Annotated in this window: 15 protein-coding genes and 1 tRNA gene; 9 read left to right on the top strand and 7 right to left on the bottom strand. The window is 71.1% G+C overall.

Going from position 1 to position 12,184, the window contains the following annotated elements; all coding sequences use genetic code 11:
* The first annotated feature begins 124 nt into the window (after nucleotides 1-124).
* Nucleotides 125-694, top strand: coding sequence for a TetR/AcrR family transcriptional regulator (locus tag F6J84_RS06250; protein ID WP_150972272.1), 570 nt, complete (start codon nucleotides 125-127; stop codon nucleotides 692-694).
* Nucleotides 695-760: 66 nt separating this feature from the next.
* On the opposite strand, the gene F6J84_RS06245 is transcribed toward F6J84_RS06250, so the two are convergent.
* A complete protein-coding gene (locus tag F6J84_RS06245) occupies nucleotides 761-2,437 on the bottom strand; it encodes a CocE/NonD family hydrolase (protein ID WP_191905769.1) in 1,677 nt (558 codons plus the stop codon).
* A 174-nt stretch (nucleotides 2,438-2,611) separates the two neighbouring features.
* Here F6J84_RS06245 and F6J84_RS06240 point away from each other — a divergent pair, with 174 nt between their 5' ends.
* The gene (locus F6J84_RS06240; protein WP_150972268.1) at nucleotides 2,612-3,475 is read left to right on the top strand and encodes an SDR family NAD(P)-dependent oxidoreductase; all 864 of its coding nucleotides are present in this window, start codon (nucleotides 2,612-2,614) and stop codon (nucleotides 3,473-3,475) included.
* Nucleotides 3,476-3,498: 23 nt separating this feature from the next.
* Nucleotides 3,499-3,879, top strand: coding sequence for an SseB family protein (locus tag F6J84_RS06235; RefSeq protein ID WP_150972266.1), 381 nt, complete (start codon nucleotides 3,499-3,501; stop codon nucleotides 3,877-3,879).
* 10 nt (nucleotides 3,880-3,889) lie between these two features.
* Here the strand turns inward: F6J84_RS06235 and F6J84_RS15780 are convergent, their stop codons facing one another.
* Nucleotides 3,890-4,015, bottom strand: a complete 126-nt coding sequence (locus F6J84_RS15780; RefSeq protein ID WP_263595991.1) for a hypothetical protein — start codon at nucleotides 4,013-4,015, stop codon at nucleotides 3,890-3,892.
* Between the two features lie 160 nt (nucleotides 4,016-4,175).
* Nucleotides 4,176-4,248: transfer RNA gene (locus F6J84_RS06230), tRNA-Lys, on the bottom strand.
* 103 nt (nucleotides 4,249-4,351) lie between these two features.
* On the opposite strand from F6J84_RS06230, the gene F6J84_RS06225 reads away from it, so the two are divergent.
* Together F6J84_RS06225 and F6J84_RS06220 are read left to right on the top strand one after the other, a co-directional pair.
* Entirely contained in the window at nucleotides 4,352-5,194 is an 843-nt protein-coding gene (locus tag F6J84_RS06225; protein ID WP_150972264.1) for an inositol monophosphatase family protein, read from the top strand.
* The gene (locus tag F6J84_RS06220; protein ID WP_150972262.1) at nucleotides 5,191-5,763 is read left to right on the top strand and encodes a hypothetical protein; all 573 of its coding nucleotides are present in this window, start codon (nucleotides 5,191-5,193) and stop codon (nucleotides 5,761-5,763) included. Before F6J84_RS06225 ends, F6J84_RS06220 begins: the two co-directional genes overlap by 4 nt.
* 18 nt (nucleotides 5,764-5,781) lie before the next feature.
* Here the strand turns inward: F6J84_RS06220 and F6J84_RS06215 are convergent, their stop codons facing one another.
* Both F6J84_RS06215 and F6J84_RS06210 read right to left on the bottom strand, forming a co-directional pair.
* On the bottom strand, nucleotides 5,782-5,958 hold the full coding sequence (locus F6J84_RS06215; protein ID WP_150892249.1) for a multidrug transporter: 177 nt from the start codon (nucleotides 5,956-5,958) through the stop codon (nucleotides 5,782-5,784).
* A gap of 68 nt (nucleotides 5,959-6,026) precedes the next feature.
* Nucleotides 6,027-6,290 (bottom strand): hypothetical protein, encoded by a 264-nt coding sequence (locus tag F6J84_RS06210; RefSeq protein WP_150972260.1) that lies wholly within the window; start codon nucleotides 6,288-6,290, stop codon nucleotides 6,027-6,029.
* 69 nt (nucleotides 6,291-6,359) lie between these two features.
* Here F6J84_RS06210 and F6J84_RS06205 point away from each other — a divergent pair, with 69 nt between their 5' ends.
* The gene (locus F6J84_RS06205; protein WP_150972258.1) at nucleotides 6,360-6,671 is read left to right on the top strand and encodes a hypothetical protein; all 312 of its coding nucleotides are present in this window, start codon (nucleotides 6,360-6,362) and stop codon (nucleotides 6,669-6,671) included.
* 5 nt (nucleotides 6,672-6,676) lie between these two features.
* Here F6J84_RS06205 and F6J84_RS06200 read toward each other — a convergent pair whose 3' ends face one another.
* The gene (locus tag F6J84_RS06200) at nucleotides 6,677-7,381 is read right to left on the bottom strand and encodes an HNH endonuclease family protein (protein ID WP_238702620.1); all 705 of its coding nucleotides are present in this window, start codon (nucleotides 7,379-7,381) and stop codon (nucleotides 6,677-6,679) included.
* A 262-nt stretch (nucleotides 7,382-7,643) separates the two neighbouring features.
* Here F6J84_RS06200 and F6J84_RS06195 point away from each other — a divergent pair, with 262 nt between their 5' ends.
* Complete coding sequence (locus F6J84_RS06195; protein WP_150972254.1) at nucleotides 7,644-9,080, top strand: FAD-dependent monooxygenase; 1,437 nt, start codon at nucleotides 7,644-7,646, stop codon at nucleotides 9,078-9,080.
* A 20-nt stretch (nucleotides 9,081-9,100) separates the two neighbouring features.
* Here F6J84_RS06195 and F6J84_RS15775 read toward each other — a convergent pair whose 3' ends face one another.
* The gene (locus F6J84_RS15775; protein WP_150892245.1) at nucleotides 9,101-10,363 is read right to left on the bottom strand and encodes a helix-turn-helix transcriptional regulator; all 1,263 of its coding nucleotides are present in this window, start codon (nucleotides 10,361-10,363) and stop codon (nucleotides 9,101-9,103) included.
* 139 nt (nucleotides 10,364-10,502) lie between these two features.
* Between F6J84_RS15775 and fdhA the strand changes: the two genes are divergently transcribed.
* Both fdhA and F6J84_RS06180 read left to right on the top strand, forming a co-directional pair.
* Nucleotides 10,503-11,720: a formaldehyde dehydrogenase, glutathione-independent gene (fdhA, locus tag F6J84_RS06185; RefSeq protein ID WP_150974718.1), complete on the top strand. Its 1,218-nt coding sequence runs from the start codon at nucleotides 10,503-10,505 to the stop codon at nucleotides 11,718-11,720.
* A 41-nt stretch (nucleotides 11,721-11,761) separates the two neighbouring features.
* Nucleotides 11,762-12,160, top strand: a complete 399-nt coding sequence (locus F6J84_RS06180; RefSeq protein WP_150972251.1) for a GlcG/HbpS family heme-binding protein — start codon at nucleotides 11,762-11,764, stop codon at nucleotides 12,158-12,160.
* The last annotated feature ends 24 nt before the right edge of the window (nucleotides 12,161-12,184 follow it).

The following is a 12,184-nucleotide window of genomic DNA, read 5'->3' as shown; positions in this document are numbered from 1 at the left end:
TCCGGGGGACGGGCGAGGACGGCGCACCGTCGGGCCGGGACCACGTTATCCAACAGATGTCGGACAAACGAGGGCACCGAGCGGACTCTCAGCGGATTCCTGGCCGTGCTGGCACAATCGGCGCATGGATCCCCGCGCGACCCGCACCCGCGAGCGGCTGCAGTCCGCCCTGCTCGACCTGGCCCGCGAGAACGATCTGGACGGCATCACCGTCGCCGACATCGTGGAGCGGGCCGAGGTCAACCGGAGCAGCTTCTACCAGCACTACTCCGGTAAGGAGATGCTCCTCGCTGAGGCCCTCGAGGACGCCCTCGCCTCCGTCTCGGACAGTCTGTTGGCCTCCCTCCCGTCCGGGGACGACGGTCCCCCTGCCGAGCTGTTCCTGTATCTCGCCCATATCGCGGACAACGCGGCGGTGTACCGGCGCGTGCTGGGCGATCACGGTTCGGCGCTCGTGGCGGCGAGACTGCGCGAACAGATCCAGCACATCGTGCGCGATGCCGTCGCCGCCGCCAACCCGGGGGCCTTCGCGGGCCTTCCCCTGGACGTCGTGGCCGCCGGCATCGCGGGCACCGCCCTCGGGGTCCTCACCGCATGGCTGTCACGCGATCCCCTCCCCCCGGTGGAGACCGGAGTCGACTGGATGTGGCGGGTGCTGATCGGGCCGGAGCACCTGGTTCGCGACCAGGCCTGAACCACCCGCCCGGAAGGCGCTCAGACGCGCCGGAACGGGGCGCTCAGACGCGCCGGAACGGGGCGCTCAGCCGGGCCGGACGGGCAGCCCGATCCGTGTGCCGCGCTCGCCACCGTGCGCCAGCACCTGCTCGGCGACCACGGTGCGCGCGGCGGTCGCGGCGGCGATCCCGGTGCCTGGATTGCGCGCGTACCGGGGGTGCGCCCCGGAGCTCAACTGCACGCCGATCCGGTGGCCGCGCCGGAAGCGGTGGAAGGTCGGCCAGAGGGTGACCTCCACCTCACGGAAACCCTCCCCGTCCGGTTCTGGATCCGACGCGCGGGTGGCGACGGATCCGACGCGACGTATGCCGTCGCAGACGGTCATGACCCTCCCATCCGGGTGCACGTCGGTGATGCGGACGAACACGTCGAAGCTCTGGGCGGAGGAGCGGATCCGCACGCGCGCCGTAGGCTCGCCGGCGATGTCGATCGGCGCGTCCAACTCCTCGGACCGGAAGGCCACCACATCCCCCCGACGCTCGTGGGCGGCGTTGTCGGCGGGCGCCGTGTCCGGGCCGAGACTCGGCCCCCCGATCGCGGGCGTGGGGTGGTCCGGGTCGTAGACGTACTCCGTGACCCCGGCGGCCGCCGCCTGCTCGGAGACCCGGCCGTCGGCGTGCAGGAACCATTCGGCCATCGCCGTGCCCGCGGGCGGCCACGAGGGGAGGTCGTGCCAGTCCTCGCTGCCCGTCCGGTAGGCGCGCACGGGCGCCGACCGGGACGACGGCTCGTCGGCGAAGGTGCGCTTGAGGAACGCGACCGTGTCCTGGTGCGCCGGCGCGGCCTTCTCCGGGGTCATGTGCCCCCAGGGCCCCACCGTCAGCAGGGGCGAGTTCCCCGCCGCCACCATCGCGGCGTGGTTCCGCAGCTGCCAGGGCAGGAAGATGTCGTACCACCCGGTGATCATCAGCGCCGGCGCGGTCACCTCGCCGACCGAGTCCGTGTACGACTGCTGCGTCCAGTACGGATGCGTGAGGTCCTCGTGGGAGACCCAGTCCTGGTACCACGGGATCGGACGCCCTGCGGCGGCGGTGTCGCCCGTACTCAGCGGGAGGACGTCGAATGCACGCCCCAGGCGCGGGTCGGGAAGCAGCATCGCCAGCCTGGCCGCGGGGCCTCGCGACATCCGGTCCATCATCCGGCTCCAGCCCAAGGCGTTCTGCAGCGCGAACGCGCCGTTGTCCCACGTGACGACACCGAAGTCCGGCATGGTGATCTGCAGCACGTAGGCCTCGGGCGCATGATCGGGGTCGTTGCGCTGCATCTCCGCCGCGACGGCCCACTGGGTGTAGCCCATGTAGCTCTCACCGAAAGTGGCGAGCCTCCCGGTGAACCACGGTTGCCTGCGCACCCACCGGTGGGTAGCGATCCCGTCCTGCTGCTCGTCGAGCTGCGGGCGGAAGACGCCCTCCGAACCACCCGTCCCCCGGCAGCTCTGGAAGAGCACGGGGAACCCCTCGTAGGCGAGCATCCGGGCGACGCGCCCAAGGGTCCCGCGCCGTCCGTACGGCCCCCGGATGACGATGGTGGGGAGCGCGCCGTCGGCACCGACGGGACGATGCAGATCCGCCAGGAGGTGCACCCCGTCGGGCATCGGGACGCGGAGGTCCCGCACGACCTCGACCTCGTGGGGCCCGAGGACGACGCCGGTGCGCGCACGCTCGTCCAGCCATCGCACGACCCGTCCCCGCACGGATGTCATCCCGCCCCCTCGCGATCCGCCGGCCACCGCCGGCGCGTCGCGCCCACGATACACAGCTGCGGCGCCGCCCGGCCGACCCCGCGGCCGCTGCCATTCCGGCGACGGGGGCGGGCGCGGGTGATGATGGTACGGACGGCGCCGCACGACGGCACCCATCGACCGGAGGAGAACGACATGACCACTGGACCGGACGCCGGATCGCCCGTGCGGGGTGCGATCGTCCTCATCACCGGCGCAGCGCGCGGGATGGGCGAGCTCTACGCCCGCCGCGCGGTCGCCGCGGGCGCGGCCGCCGTCGCCCTGTGGGACATCGACGCGGAGGCCGGGACCGCGCTGGCCGAGGATCTGTCCCGCTCCGGATGCGACGTGCGTGCCTACCGCGTCGACGTGTCGCGCCTGGAGGAGATCCAGCGGGGCGTCGCCGCCGTGCGCACAGATCTCGGGGCACCGGACGTCCTCATCAACAATGCGGGCATCGTCCGTGGCGCGCCGTTCTGGGAGCACGACCCGGAGCGCGACATCGAGGCCATCATGCGCATCAACACGCTGGCCGCGATGTGGCTGACCCGCGAGGTGCTGCCGGACATGCTCGCCGACCGATCCCGACCCAAGCGCATCCTCAACATCGCCTCCGCGGCGGGTACGCTCGCGAACCCGAACATGAGCGTCTACGCCGCCTCGAAGTGGGCGATGATCGGCTGGAGCGACTCGCTGCGACTGGAACTGTCGAAGAACGGGCATCGTCACATCGCAGTGACCACCTTCTGCCCGAGTTACGTGTCCACGGGCATGTTCGAGGGCGCGCGTGGACCGCTGCTCACGCCGATCATGACGCCGCGGCAGGCGACTCGGGCCGCCTGGAACGGGATGCTCCGCGGCACCCCGGTCGTGACCCGCCCCTGGACGGTGAAGCTGGCCATGGCGCTGCGCGGAGTCCTGCCCACCCGGGTCTGGGACGTCGTCGCCGACCGCGTCTTCGGCGTCTACTCCTCGATGGACCACTTCACGGGCCGCGCCGGAGCACGGACGAGCTCCTGACGGGATGAGAGGATCGAGGCATCATGACGGATGCCGAACAGACCCCCGACGACCTCGCGATCCTGGCTGCGCGCGCCGAAGCGGGTGAGATCACCCACATCGAACTGATCGACGCTTTCCTCGAGGCGACGATCTACGTGCCCTCCATCAGCGATCCCGAGGCGGGACCGATCGACCCCGTCATCTCGCGGATCGACGAGGTGGACTACCTCGTGATCGCCTCGACCGTGGACGCGCTCGAGGAGACGATCGACGTCGCCCGCTTCGCGGTTCCCATGGACGGACGCGTCCTCGTCGAAGGGATGAACCCCGAACTCGCCGTGCTCGTGAACCTCGGTGGCGGAGCGTTCGCGATCCCGAAGGCCATGCTCGACGACCTGCGCGCCGGCACGCCGCTCGGCTGACCCGCCGCGCTCAGTCGAGCGGGATCGTCGGCTCGACGGGATTCGGCGCGAGCGGCTCGTCCGGAGTGGGCGGGGCAGGCTCACCGGGGTTCGGCGCGAGCGGTTCGGGCGGATTCGTGTCGGGAAGACTCATCATGTCCTCAGTACACGCCCCGCCACCCGACGGCGTCGAGGGGTTGACGTGCGGCGACGCAGCGCCGCGCTGATCCCGCGTCGCGACGAGCCGTTCCACACCCTCCGCCGAGGAAAGAGAAAAGCCCCGCAGGCGCTGGCGAGAGCTCTGCAGGGCTGATCCGTGCACCCCCAGGGACTTGAACCCTGAACCCACTGATTAAGAGTCAGTTGCTCTGCCGATTGAGCTAGAGGTGCGTGATTCGGGCGCTTTTTCCGCTTTCCGAACCGAGGTAAAACGTTACCATCACTGCCGCGACTTACGCCAATCGGCCCATCCGGCGCCGGGTATCCTGGGCTCATGACCCCCGATCCCCCCGCCGGTCCACCCGAGCGTGCGAAGGGGTCCTTCCCGGACGATCTCGCCCTCGCGCTGCGTCTCGCCGACGCCGCCGACGCCGTCTCGATGTCGCGCTTCGACGCGGCCGATCTGGACATCCGCACGAAGGCCGACGCGACGCACGTCACCGAGGCCGACCTCGCGACCGAACGCGCCATCCGGGACATCCTCGCCGCGGAGCGTCCCGCGGACGCGGTCTTCGGCGAGGAGTTCGGATCGGAGGGCGACAGCTCCCGGCAGTGGATCATCGATCCGATCGACGGGACGGCGAACTACCTGCGCGGCGTCCCGATGTGGGCGACCCTCATCGCGCTCGCCGTCGACGGCGTGCCCCGCGTGGGCGTCGTCAGCCAGCCCGCCATCGGCCGGCGCTGGTGGGCGGCGGAGGGTCACGGCGCCTGGACGGCGACGCAGGGCGCTCCGCGACGCATCCGGGTGTCCGACGTCTCGACCCTCGACGACGCCAGCGTGAGCTTCCAGAGCATCGCGCAGTGGGACGAGGTGGGTCGTACCGACGATCTCCTGCGGCTGTCCCGCCGGGTGTGGCGCGACCGCGGGTACGGGGACGCCTGGCCGTACATGCTGCTGGCGGAAGGTCGCATCGAGATGGTCGCGGAGTTCGGCGTGAAGGTCTACGACATCGCCGCGCATCACCCCATCGTCACCGAGGCCGGCGGGCGGCTCACCGCCTTCGACGGCTCGGAATCCCTCTCCACCCTGTCCGTGCTCGCCACCAACGGCACCCTGCACGGCCCGTTCCTCGATTTCTTCGAGCAGACCCCCGCAACGGAGTCCCCCGCATGACGACCGCACCCGCTCGCTCCGCCCGAGTGGCCGCCCTGCTCGCCGCCTCCGCCGTCCTGCTCTCCGGATGCGCCGGCCAGAACGAGCCTGAGAACACGCCGACGGAGGCTCCTCCCGCGGCGAGCCGTCCGACCGACGCCCCCGCGGCGAGCACGACGCCCACGCCGGACGCGCCCGCCCCCACCTGCGAGACCCTCATCCCGGAATCCCTCGTCGAGGAGTTCGAGTCCCACAACTGGTCCTACAAGCAGGACGCCCTGCGCGTGGGCAGCATGACACTGCGCGAAGGCCTCCAGTGCGTCTGGGGCGACTACTCGATCGCCAGCGACAACGTCCAGATCTTCGGGTGGGCGCCCATCTCGCCCTCCGAGGCCCAGGACGCGCGCGTCGAGCTGCTGGGCTCGGGCTGGCAGCTCGTGGAGGGCGAGGACGACTACATCACCGAGAACCCCGAGACGGCCGTGGCCACGCACGACGGGTACGGGATGACCTACCAGTTCGGCGACGGCTGGGTGATGCTCGCGGACACGAAGCAGGGTCTCGTGCTGATCCAGCGCCCCCAGGCCTGACCGGCCGCGCGAGCCGCTTCAGTCGCGAGGATCGCTCGGGCGGACCGGAGCGTCTTCGGCGATGTCGATGCGCGTGTTCCCGTCATGCTCACTGACGACGATGCGGGGCCTCGCGTCCTCCTCCGTCGCGTCCGGTGCGCTCGTCAACTGATCGTGACGCTTCTCGGCGTCGCTCATCCCATCGGTGGAGTCCATGCGCCCACCCTAGGTTCCCCGGCTGCCGCGGATACCGGGGCTTGACGGCGCACTCCCCTCCCCCTCACTCAGGTGTAGCTGCGGTGGACGTGCCACTGCGCAGCGCCCCGGTACACGTCGAACACGACGCTGCTCCCCCGGTCATCGGTGGCCTGGAAGCGCCAGCCGTAGAGCCCCGGTCCGTGCTCCTCGAGCGCGGCACTCCACACACTCTCCCGCAGGCGCGTGGGCCGGTCCGTGACGCGCCAGCGCCGACCCGCGTAGTACATCCGGGCCGGGACCTCGTCCACCATCCAGATGGTGAGGTCTTGTTCGATCTCTTGGCTCGCCATGAGTCCTTAGATTAGAACACTTCTTCGAGTCTTGCTAGGCTGGTCCCCGGCCGGAGAGAGGGATCGGTCGTGGGAGCGAGCAAGCGATATGCCGAGCATTACGACGCCGTGGGAGAAGAACGGCTCGTCGCCCGGGCGGCTGCGGCGGGTCCGCTGCGCACCCTGACGCGTGCCGAGCTCGAACTGGACGTCCTCCCGGTCACGACGAATCCCCGCCCCGAACGCGTGCGCGCCTGGGTGCGGTTCGGCGACGAGCCGTTGCGGGTACGGGCGGAGGCGGTGATGTGGACGGCGACGGCGGTCGCCATCCGGTTCCATGCCTCCGGAACCGAGTACCGATGCTGGGTCTGGTCGTCGGCCGTGACCGGGCGGCAGACCTGAACCGTTCAGCCGCGCTCGACGACGAGGGGCGCGCCGGCACCGGTGACGGCGGGCTCGTCCGGGCACCGCGCCAGGACCCGGGCGATCGCGTCGCGCTCGGCGGGGGTCACCCAGAGCCCGTAGGCCGCCTTGACCGACACCTGACGCGCGACGTAGGCGCAGCGGACGGACTTCTCCTTCGGCAGCCAGGTGGCCGCGTCGCCGTCGCTCTTCTGCGCGTTGGCGGGCCCCCACACCGCCAGCACGTTGAGCGGATCGTTCGCGAACGCGCGACGCCGGTCCGGATCGAGCTGCTGCGCCCCCTTCTGCCATGCGTCCGAAAGCGGCACGACGTGATCGATCTGGACCAGGGCGGAGGTGTCCTGACCGCGCAGGAAGTCGACGCGCTCGCCCGTGTAGGGGTCGTGCAGGGTCCCGGTCACGACGGTGCACGGTCCGGATCTGACCACATCGCGCAGATCACGCGCGAGCGTGTCGTTGCGGGTGTCGCAGCCGTTCCGGTCGGTGTCGAGCCACCCGCTGCCGAACTCGTCGCGTGCGTACCCCGTCTTGGGCGCGCGCTCCTTCACCTCGAGGGAGGCCAGGAGCTCCGCGGCGGTCCCGGGCGCCGCGTCGGCGACCGACGGGTCCGGGTCGAGCGGCCAGAGCGATGCGCCGGCTCCGCCCGCCACGACGAGAGCGAGGAAGACGGCGACGAGTGCAGCGGTCACCCGTGGACGCCGCCGCCGCCGCTCGGCACGGACCTTCATGCGGCGGGCAGGAGCGAGGACGACATCACTCCCACGGTATCGGAGCGGCGCGCGGCAACCGGCGGGACACGACCGGAGACGACGAAGGCAGGGATATCCTCCCTGCCCCTTCCATGGTAGCGCCGCGCCCGGGGCTTGCCACAAGGCCCCCTGTGCCCAGCAGAATGGGCGGCCGCAGCGGCCCGGCACCGACGGGACCGCACGAGGATCGAGGAGGGCTCTCATGATCGACGTGCTCATCGTCGGGGCCGGCCCCACGGGCATCATGCTGGCCGGCGAACTCCGGCTCCGTGGACTCGCACCGCTCGTACTCGACCGGGATGCGGAGCCCAGCCCGGTCGTCCGCGCGCTCGGGCTCCATGCGCGCAGCGTCGAGATCCTCGACCAGCGCGGCCTCGCCGCAGCGTTCCTGGAGCGGGGACGACGCCATCCCCTCGACGGATTCTTCGCGGGGATCCCGGCGCCCCGGCCCGCACGGATCGACACGACCTTCCCCTTCGTCCTCGGCATACCGCAGCCCGAGACGGAACGCCTGCTCACCGAGCACGCGACCCGTCTCGGCGTCGAGATCCGCCGCGGCGCCCAGGTCACCGGGGTGAGCCAGGACGAACGCGCGGTCACGGTCGTCCTCGCCGACGGCACGCGGATCCGTGCGGGGTACGTCGTCGGGGCCGACGGGGGCCGGAGCACCGTGCGAAAGCTCCTCGGCATCGGATTCCCCGGGGAACCCGCCCAGCACGAGACGCTGATCGCGGAGGTGAAGCTGACCGCGGATCCGGGCCTCATCGCCTCGGTCGCCGCCGACGTCCGCCGGACCCACAAGAACTTCGGGGCCGGTCCCATCGGCGGCGGCTACTTCCGGGTGATCGCACCCGCGGAGGGCGTGAGCGAGGACCGGTCCGCTGCTCCCACCGTGTCGGAGCTCTCCCGGCAGCTGCGTCGTTTCGCGGGGACCGATCTCGGCGTGCACTCCCCCCGCTGGATCTCGCGGTTCACCGACGCCACCCGCCTCGCCGACAGGTACCGCGCCGGACGAGTCCTCCTGGCCGGCGACGCCGCGCACGTGCACCCGCCCGTGGGCGGCCAGGGGCTCAACCTCGGGCTGCAGGACGCGTTCAACCTGGGCTGGAAACTCGCCGCCACCGTGGCGGGGTGGGCTCCGCCCGACCTTCTGGAGACCTACGAGACCGAGCGACGCGCGGTCGCCGCCGCCGTCCTGCAGACGACACGTACCCTGACCGAACTGATGGCGCCCGAGCCGGGCGCGCAGGCCGTACGCTCGCTTCTGTCGGAGCTGATCGGCATCGACGGCGTGAACGAACGGCTCACCGAGAAGATCACCTCCACCGCGATCCGCTACGACCTCGGCGACGACGAGGACCTCGTGGGCCGCCGGATGCCGGACGTCCCGCTCTTGTGCGGACGCCTGTACGAGCGGATGCATGCCGGACGCGGCATCCTGCTCGACCGGGAGGGCGCGCTCTCGCCGTCCGGCTGGCAGGACCGCGTGGATCACGTCGTCGACATCGGGGTGGATCCCGGCGCCCCGGGGGTATTGCTCCGCCCGGACGGACACGTCGCCTGGGCCGGTGCGACGCAGGAGGGTCTCGAGCGGCGTCTGACCCGCTGGTTCGGACGGCCGAGCCCGGCGGGGACGTGAAGCGAGCCCGGGCGCCCGCCTCAGGGACGCCGCGGCGAGAGCAGCATGGAGACCGCTTCGGCGCGGGACGCGGCACCGAGCTTGCGGAGGATGCGGGAGACGTGGAACTTCACGGTGTTCTCGCTGATGCCGAGTTCCTGCGCGATGGCACGGTTGGAGCGACCGACGGTCAGGAGCTCGATGACCTCCCGTTCCCTGGGCCGTAGCCCCGCGGCGGTCATGGGGGCGGAGACCGCGTGCGGCGGGTCGAGCGGGATGACGATCGCCATCTCGGTGCCCCAGCCCGGGGTGGCCGCGACCGACATCCGTCCGTCGAGCGCGTGGATGCGCTGTCGTACCAGCTGGAGCAGGGTGTTGGCCTCCGACAGGTCCCCCGGTCCGTCGTCGCGCACGTTGATGAGCAGGTTCGTCCCGTCGCAGTCCCACTGCACGCGCACCCGCGAGACGTCCGCGACGTCGACGAGCGCCAGGACCGCGCCGCGCACCACGGCCCGCGCTCCGTGCGCGACCTCGCCGGGCAGTGGTCGCCCGTCCGCCGGAGGCTCGACGAACTGCACCTGCAGATCGCGGTAGGTGACCAGGGGATGCAGGTCGTCACGCAGCCGCGCGAACGCGGTGGTCACCGGCTCCTCTGTGTAGGTGCGGACGCGATCGCTCGCCGTGCGGAGATGGACGAGACCGTCCGCAGCGGTCACCGTCGCGCGGCGCCGGGCGGAGGAGTCGTCGAGCACCCCGGAGCGGAGGGTGGCCAGCACGGACTCCAGGGTCGTCGAGTACTCGTCGGCCAGTTCGGTGAGGGCGTCCATCCGGACGCCCGAGGTCGCGCGGGCGAGGTGCAGGTAGTCGGGCGGGGCAGCATCCGCCACCTTCTGCAGGTGCGAGGCGACGACGTTCCACAGATGCAGCGCGAACTCGTCCGTGGCCGGCTCGCCGACCGGGTCCGCGAGCACGAGGAGCGCTCCGTTGCGGGCGAGGACCTGGAGCGTGGGCCGGGCGACGCCCGCCACCGGAAGGGCGTCCCGTCCGACGCTGCCCGGACGCAGGACGATGCGGCGCAGGTGATCCAGCTGCAGGGCGGAGACGGCGTCCACGAACGCTGCATCGCCCGTGCCGTGCCGCTCCCCTCCCCCGGCGTCGGCCGTCACGACCACGAGTGCCGTGTGCGGGGCGATCGGTGCGAGCAGCGCGGACAGTTCCCGGGTCACCGCCGACCTCGGGGCGTCCAGCACGGTGGACAGGCGTCGCAGGAGGGCGATCTGCTCCGCCGGGTGCGCGCTGCTCACGCGCCCACTGTAGGCCGCTCGCCGGCTACCCGAAAGGAGTGGTCGACCCGCACGATGCGGTCATTGAGCCATCCTCCTGCACAGGCGAGGCTGGGCAGGGAGGTGTGACCGCACCCGGAATTCCGGCGAGAGGACGATGATGTCTGGGAATCGAGCAGTGGCGTACAAGGGGGCGGGCGTGGTGGAGGTCATCGACACCCCCTATCCGGAGTTCGTCCTGAAGGACGGCCCCGGGGTGAACCCCGCCAACGTCGGCCGGCGCGTGCCGCACGGGGCGATCCTGCGCACGGTCAGCACGAACATCTGCGGATCCGACCAGCACATGGTCCGTGGGCGCACCACCGCGCCCGAGGGTCTCGTGCTCGGACACGAGATCACCGGCGAGGTCGTCGAGGTCGGCCCCGACGTGGAGTTCGTGAAGGTCGGCGACATCGTCTCCGTCCCGTTCAACATCGCCTGCGGACGCTGTCGCAATTGCAAGGAGGGCAAGACCGGGATCTGCCTGAACGTGAACCCCGACCGCCCGGGCAGTGCCTACGGCTACGTGGACATGGGCGGATGGGTCGGCGGGCAGGCCGAGTACGTGCTGGTCCCCTATGCCGACTGGAACCTCCTGGTGTTCCCCGACCGTGACCAGGCGCTCGAGAAGATCCTCGATCTGACGATGCTCTCGGACATCTTCCCGACCGGATTCCACGGCGCCTACACGGCGGGTGTCGGACCGGGTTCCACCGTCTACATCGCCGGGGCGGGACCGGTCGGGCTCGCCGCCGCAGTCGGTGCGCAGCTGCTCGGCGCCGCAGTGGTGATCGTCGGCGACCTCAACGAGGACCGCCTCGCGCAGGCGCGGTCGTTCGGCTGCGAGACCGTGAACGTCGCCGACGGGGACCCGAAGGACCAGATCGAGCAGATCCTCGGTGTCCCGGAGGTCGACAGCGGGGTGGACGCCGTCGGATTCGAAGCCCGAGGACACGGCGCGGATGCCGATCACGAAGCGCCCGCCACGGTCTTGAACTCCCTCATGGACATCACCGCTGCCGGAGGTGCACTCGGCATCCCCGGGCTCTACGTCACCGGCGACCCGGGCGGCGTCGACGAGGCCGCGCGGACCGGATCGCTCTCCCTGCGCCTCGGCCTCGGGTGGGCGAAGTCCCTCTCCTTCGCGACCGGGCAGTGCCCCGTGATGCGCTACAACCGGCAGCTGATGATGGCGATCCTGCACGACAGGGTGCAGATCGCGAAGGCCGTCAACGCCACCCCCATCGCCCTCGACGATGCCCCGCAGGGCTATGCGGACTTCGACAAGGGCGCCGCCAAGAAGTACGTGCTGAACCCCAACGGCTACATCGCTGTGTGAGCGACGCCGTCCCCATCCCGAACGTTCTGGAAAGGAACATCATGTCCGTCACCCTGGAAGACGCCCGCCGTGTCATCATCGCCGCCGAGCGGCGCGCGCTCGAGATCGGCCAGCCGATGAACATCGCCGTCGTGGACGCCGGTGGGAACCTGGTCGCCCACGTCCGGCAGGACGGCGCGTGGATCGGCAGCATCGACATCTCGATCAGCAAGGCCTGGACCTCGAAGGCGTTCGACATCGCCACCAAGGACCTCGGCGACAACGCGCAGCCCACGCAGCAGTTCTTCGGTATCCACACCACCAACGGCGGCAAGGTCGCCATCTTCGCCGGCGGCCTCCCGCTCACCCGGGACGGAGCGGTCGTCGGAGCGGTCGGCGTGAGCGGTGGATCCGGGGAGCAGGACCAGACGGTCGCCGAGGCCGGCGCCTCCGCGTTCTGACGCAACGGCACGCGGGGCTCGGCG

The sequence above is a fragment of the Microbacterium caowuchunii genome (assembly GCF_008727755.1).
Classification (GTDB): Bacteria; Actinomycetota; Actinomycetes; order Actinomycetales; family Microbacteriaceae; genus Microbacterium; species Microbacterium caowuchunii.
The sequence above is the reverse complement of the archived record's forward strand: the minus strand, read 5'-3'. Positions and strand labels throughout refer to the sequence as shown.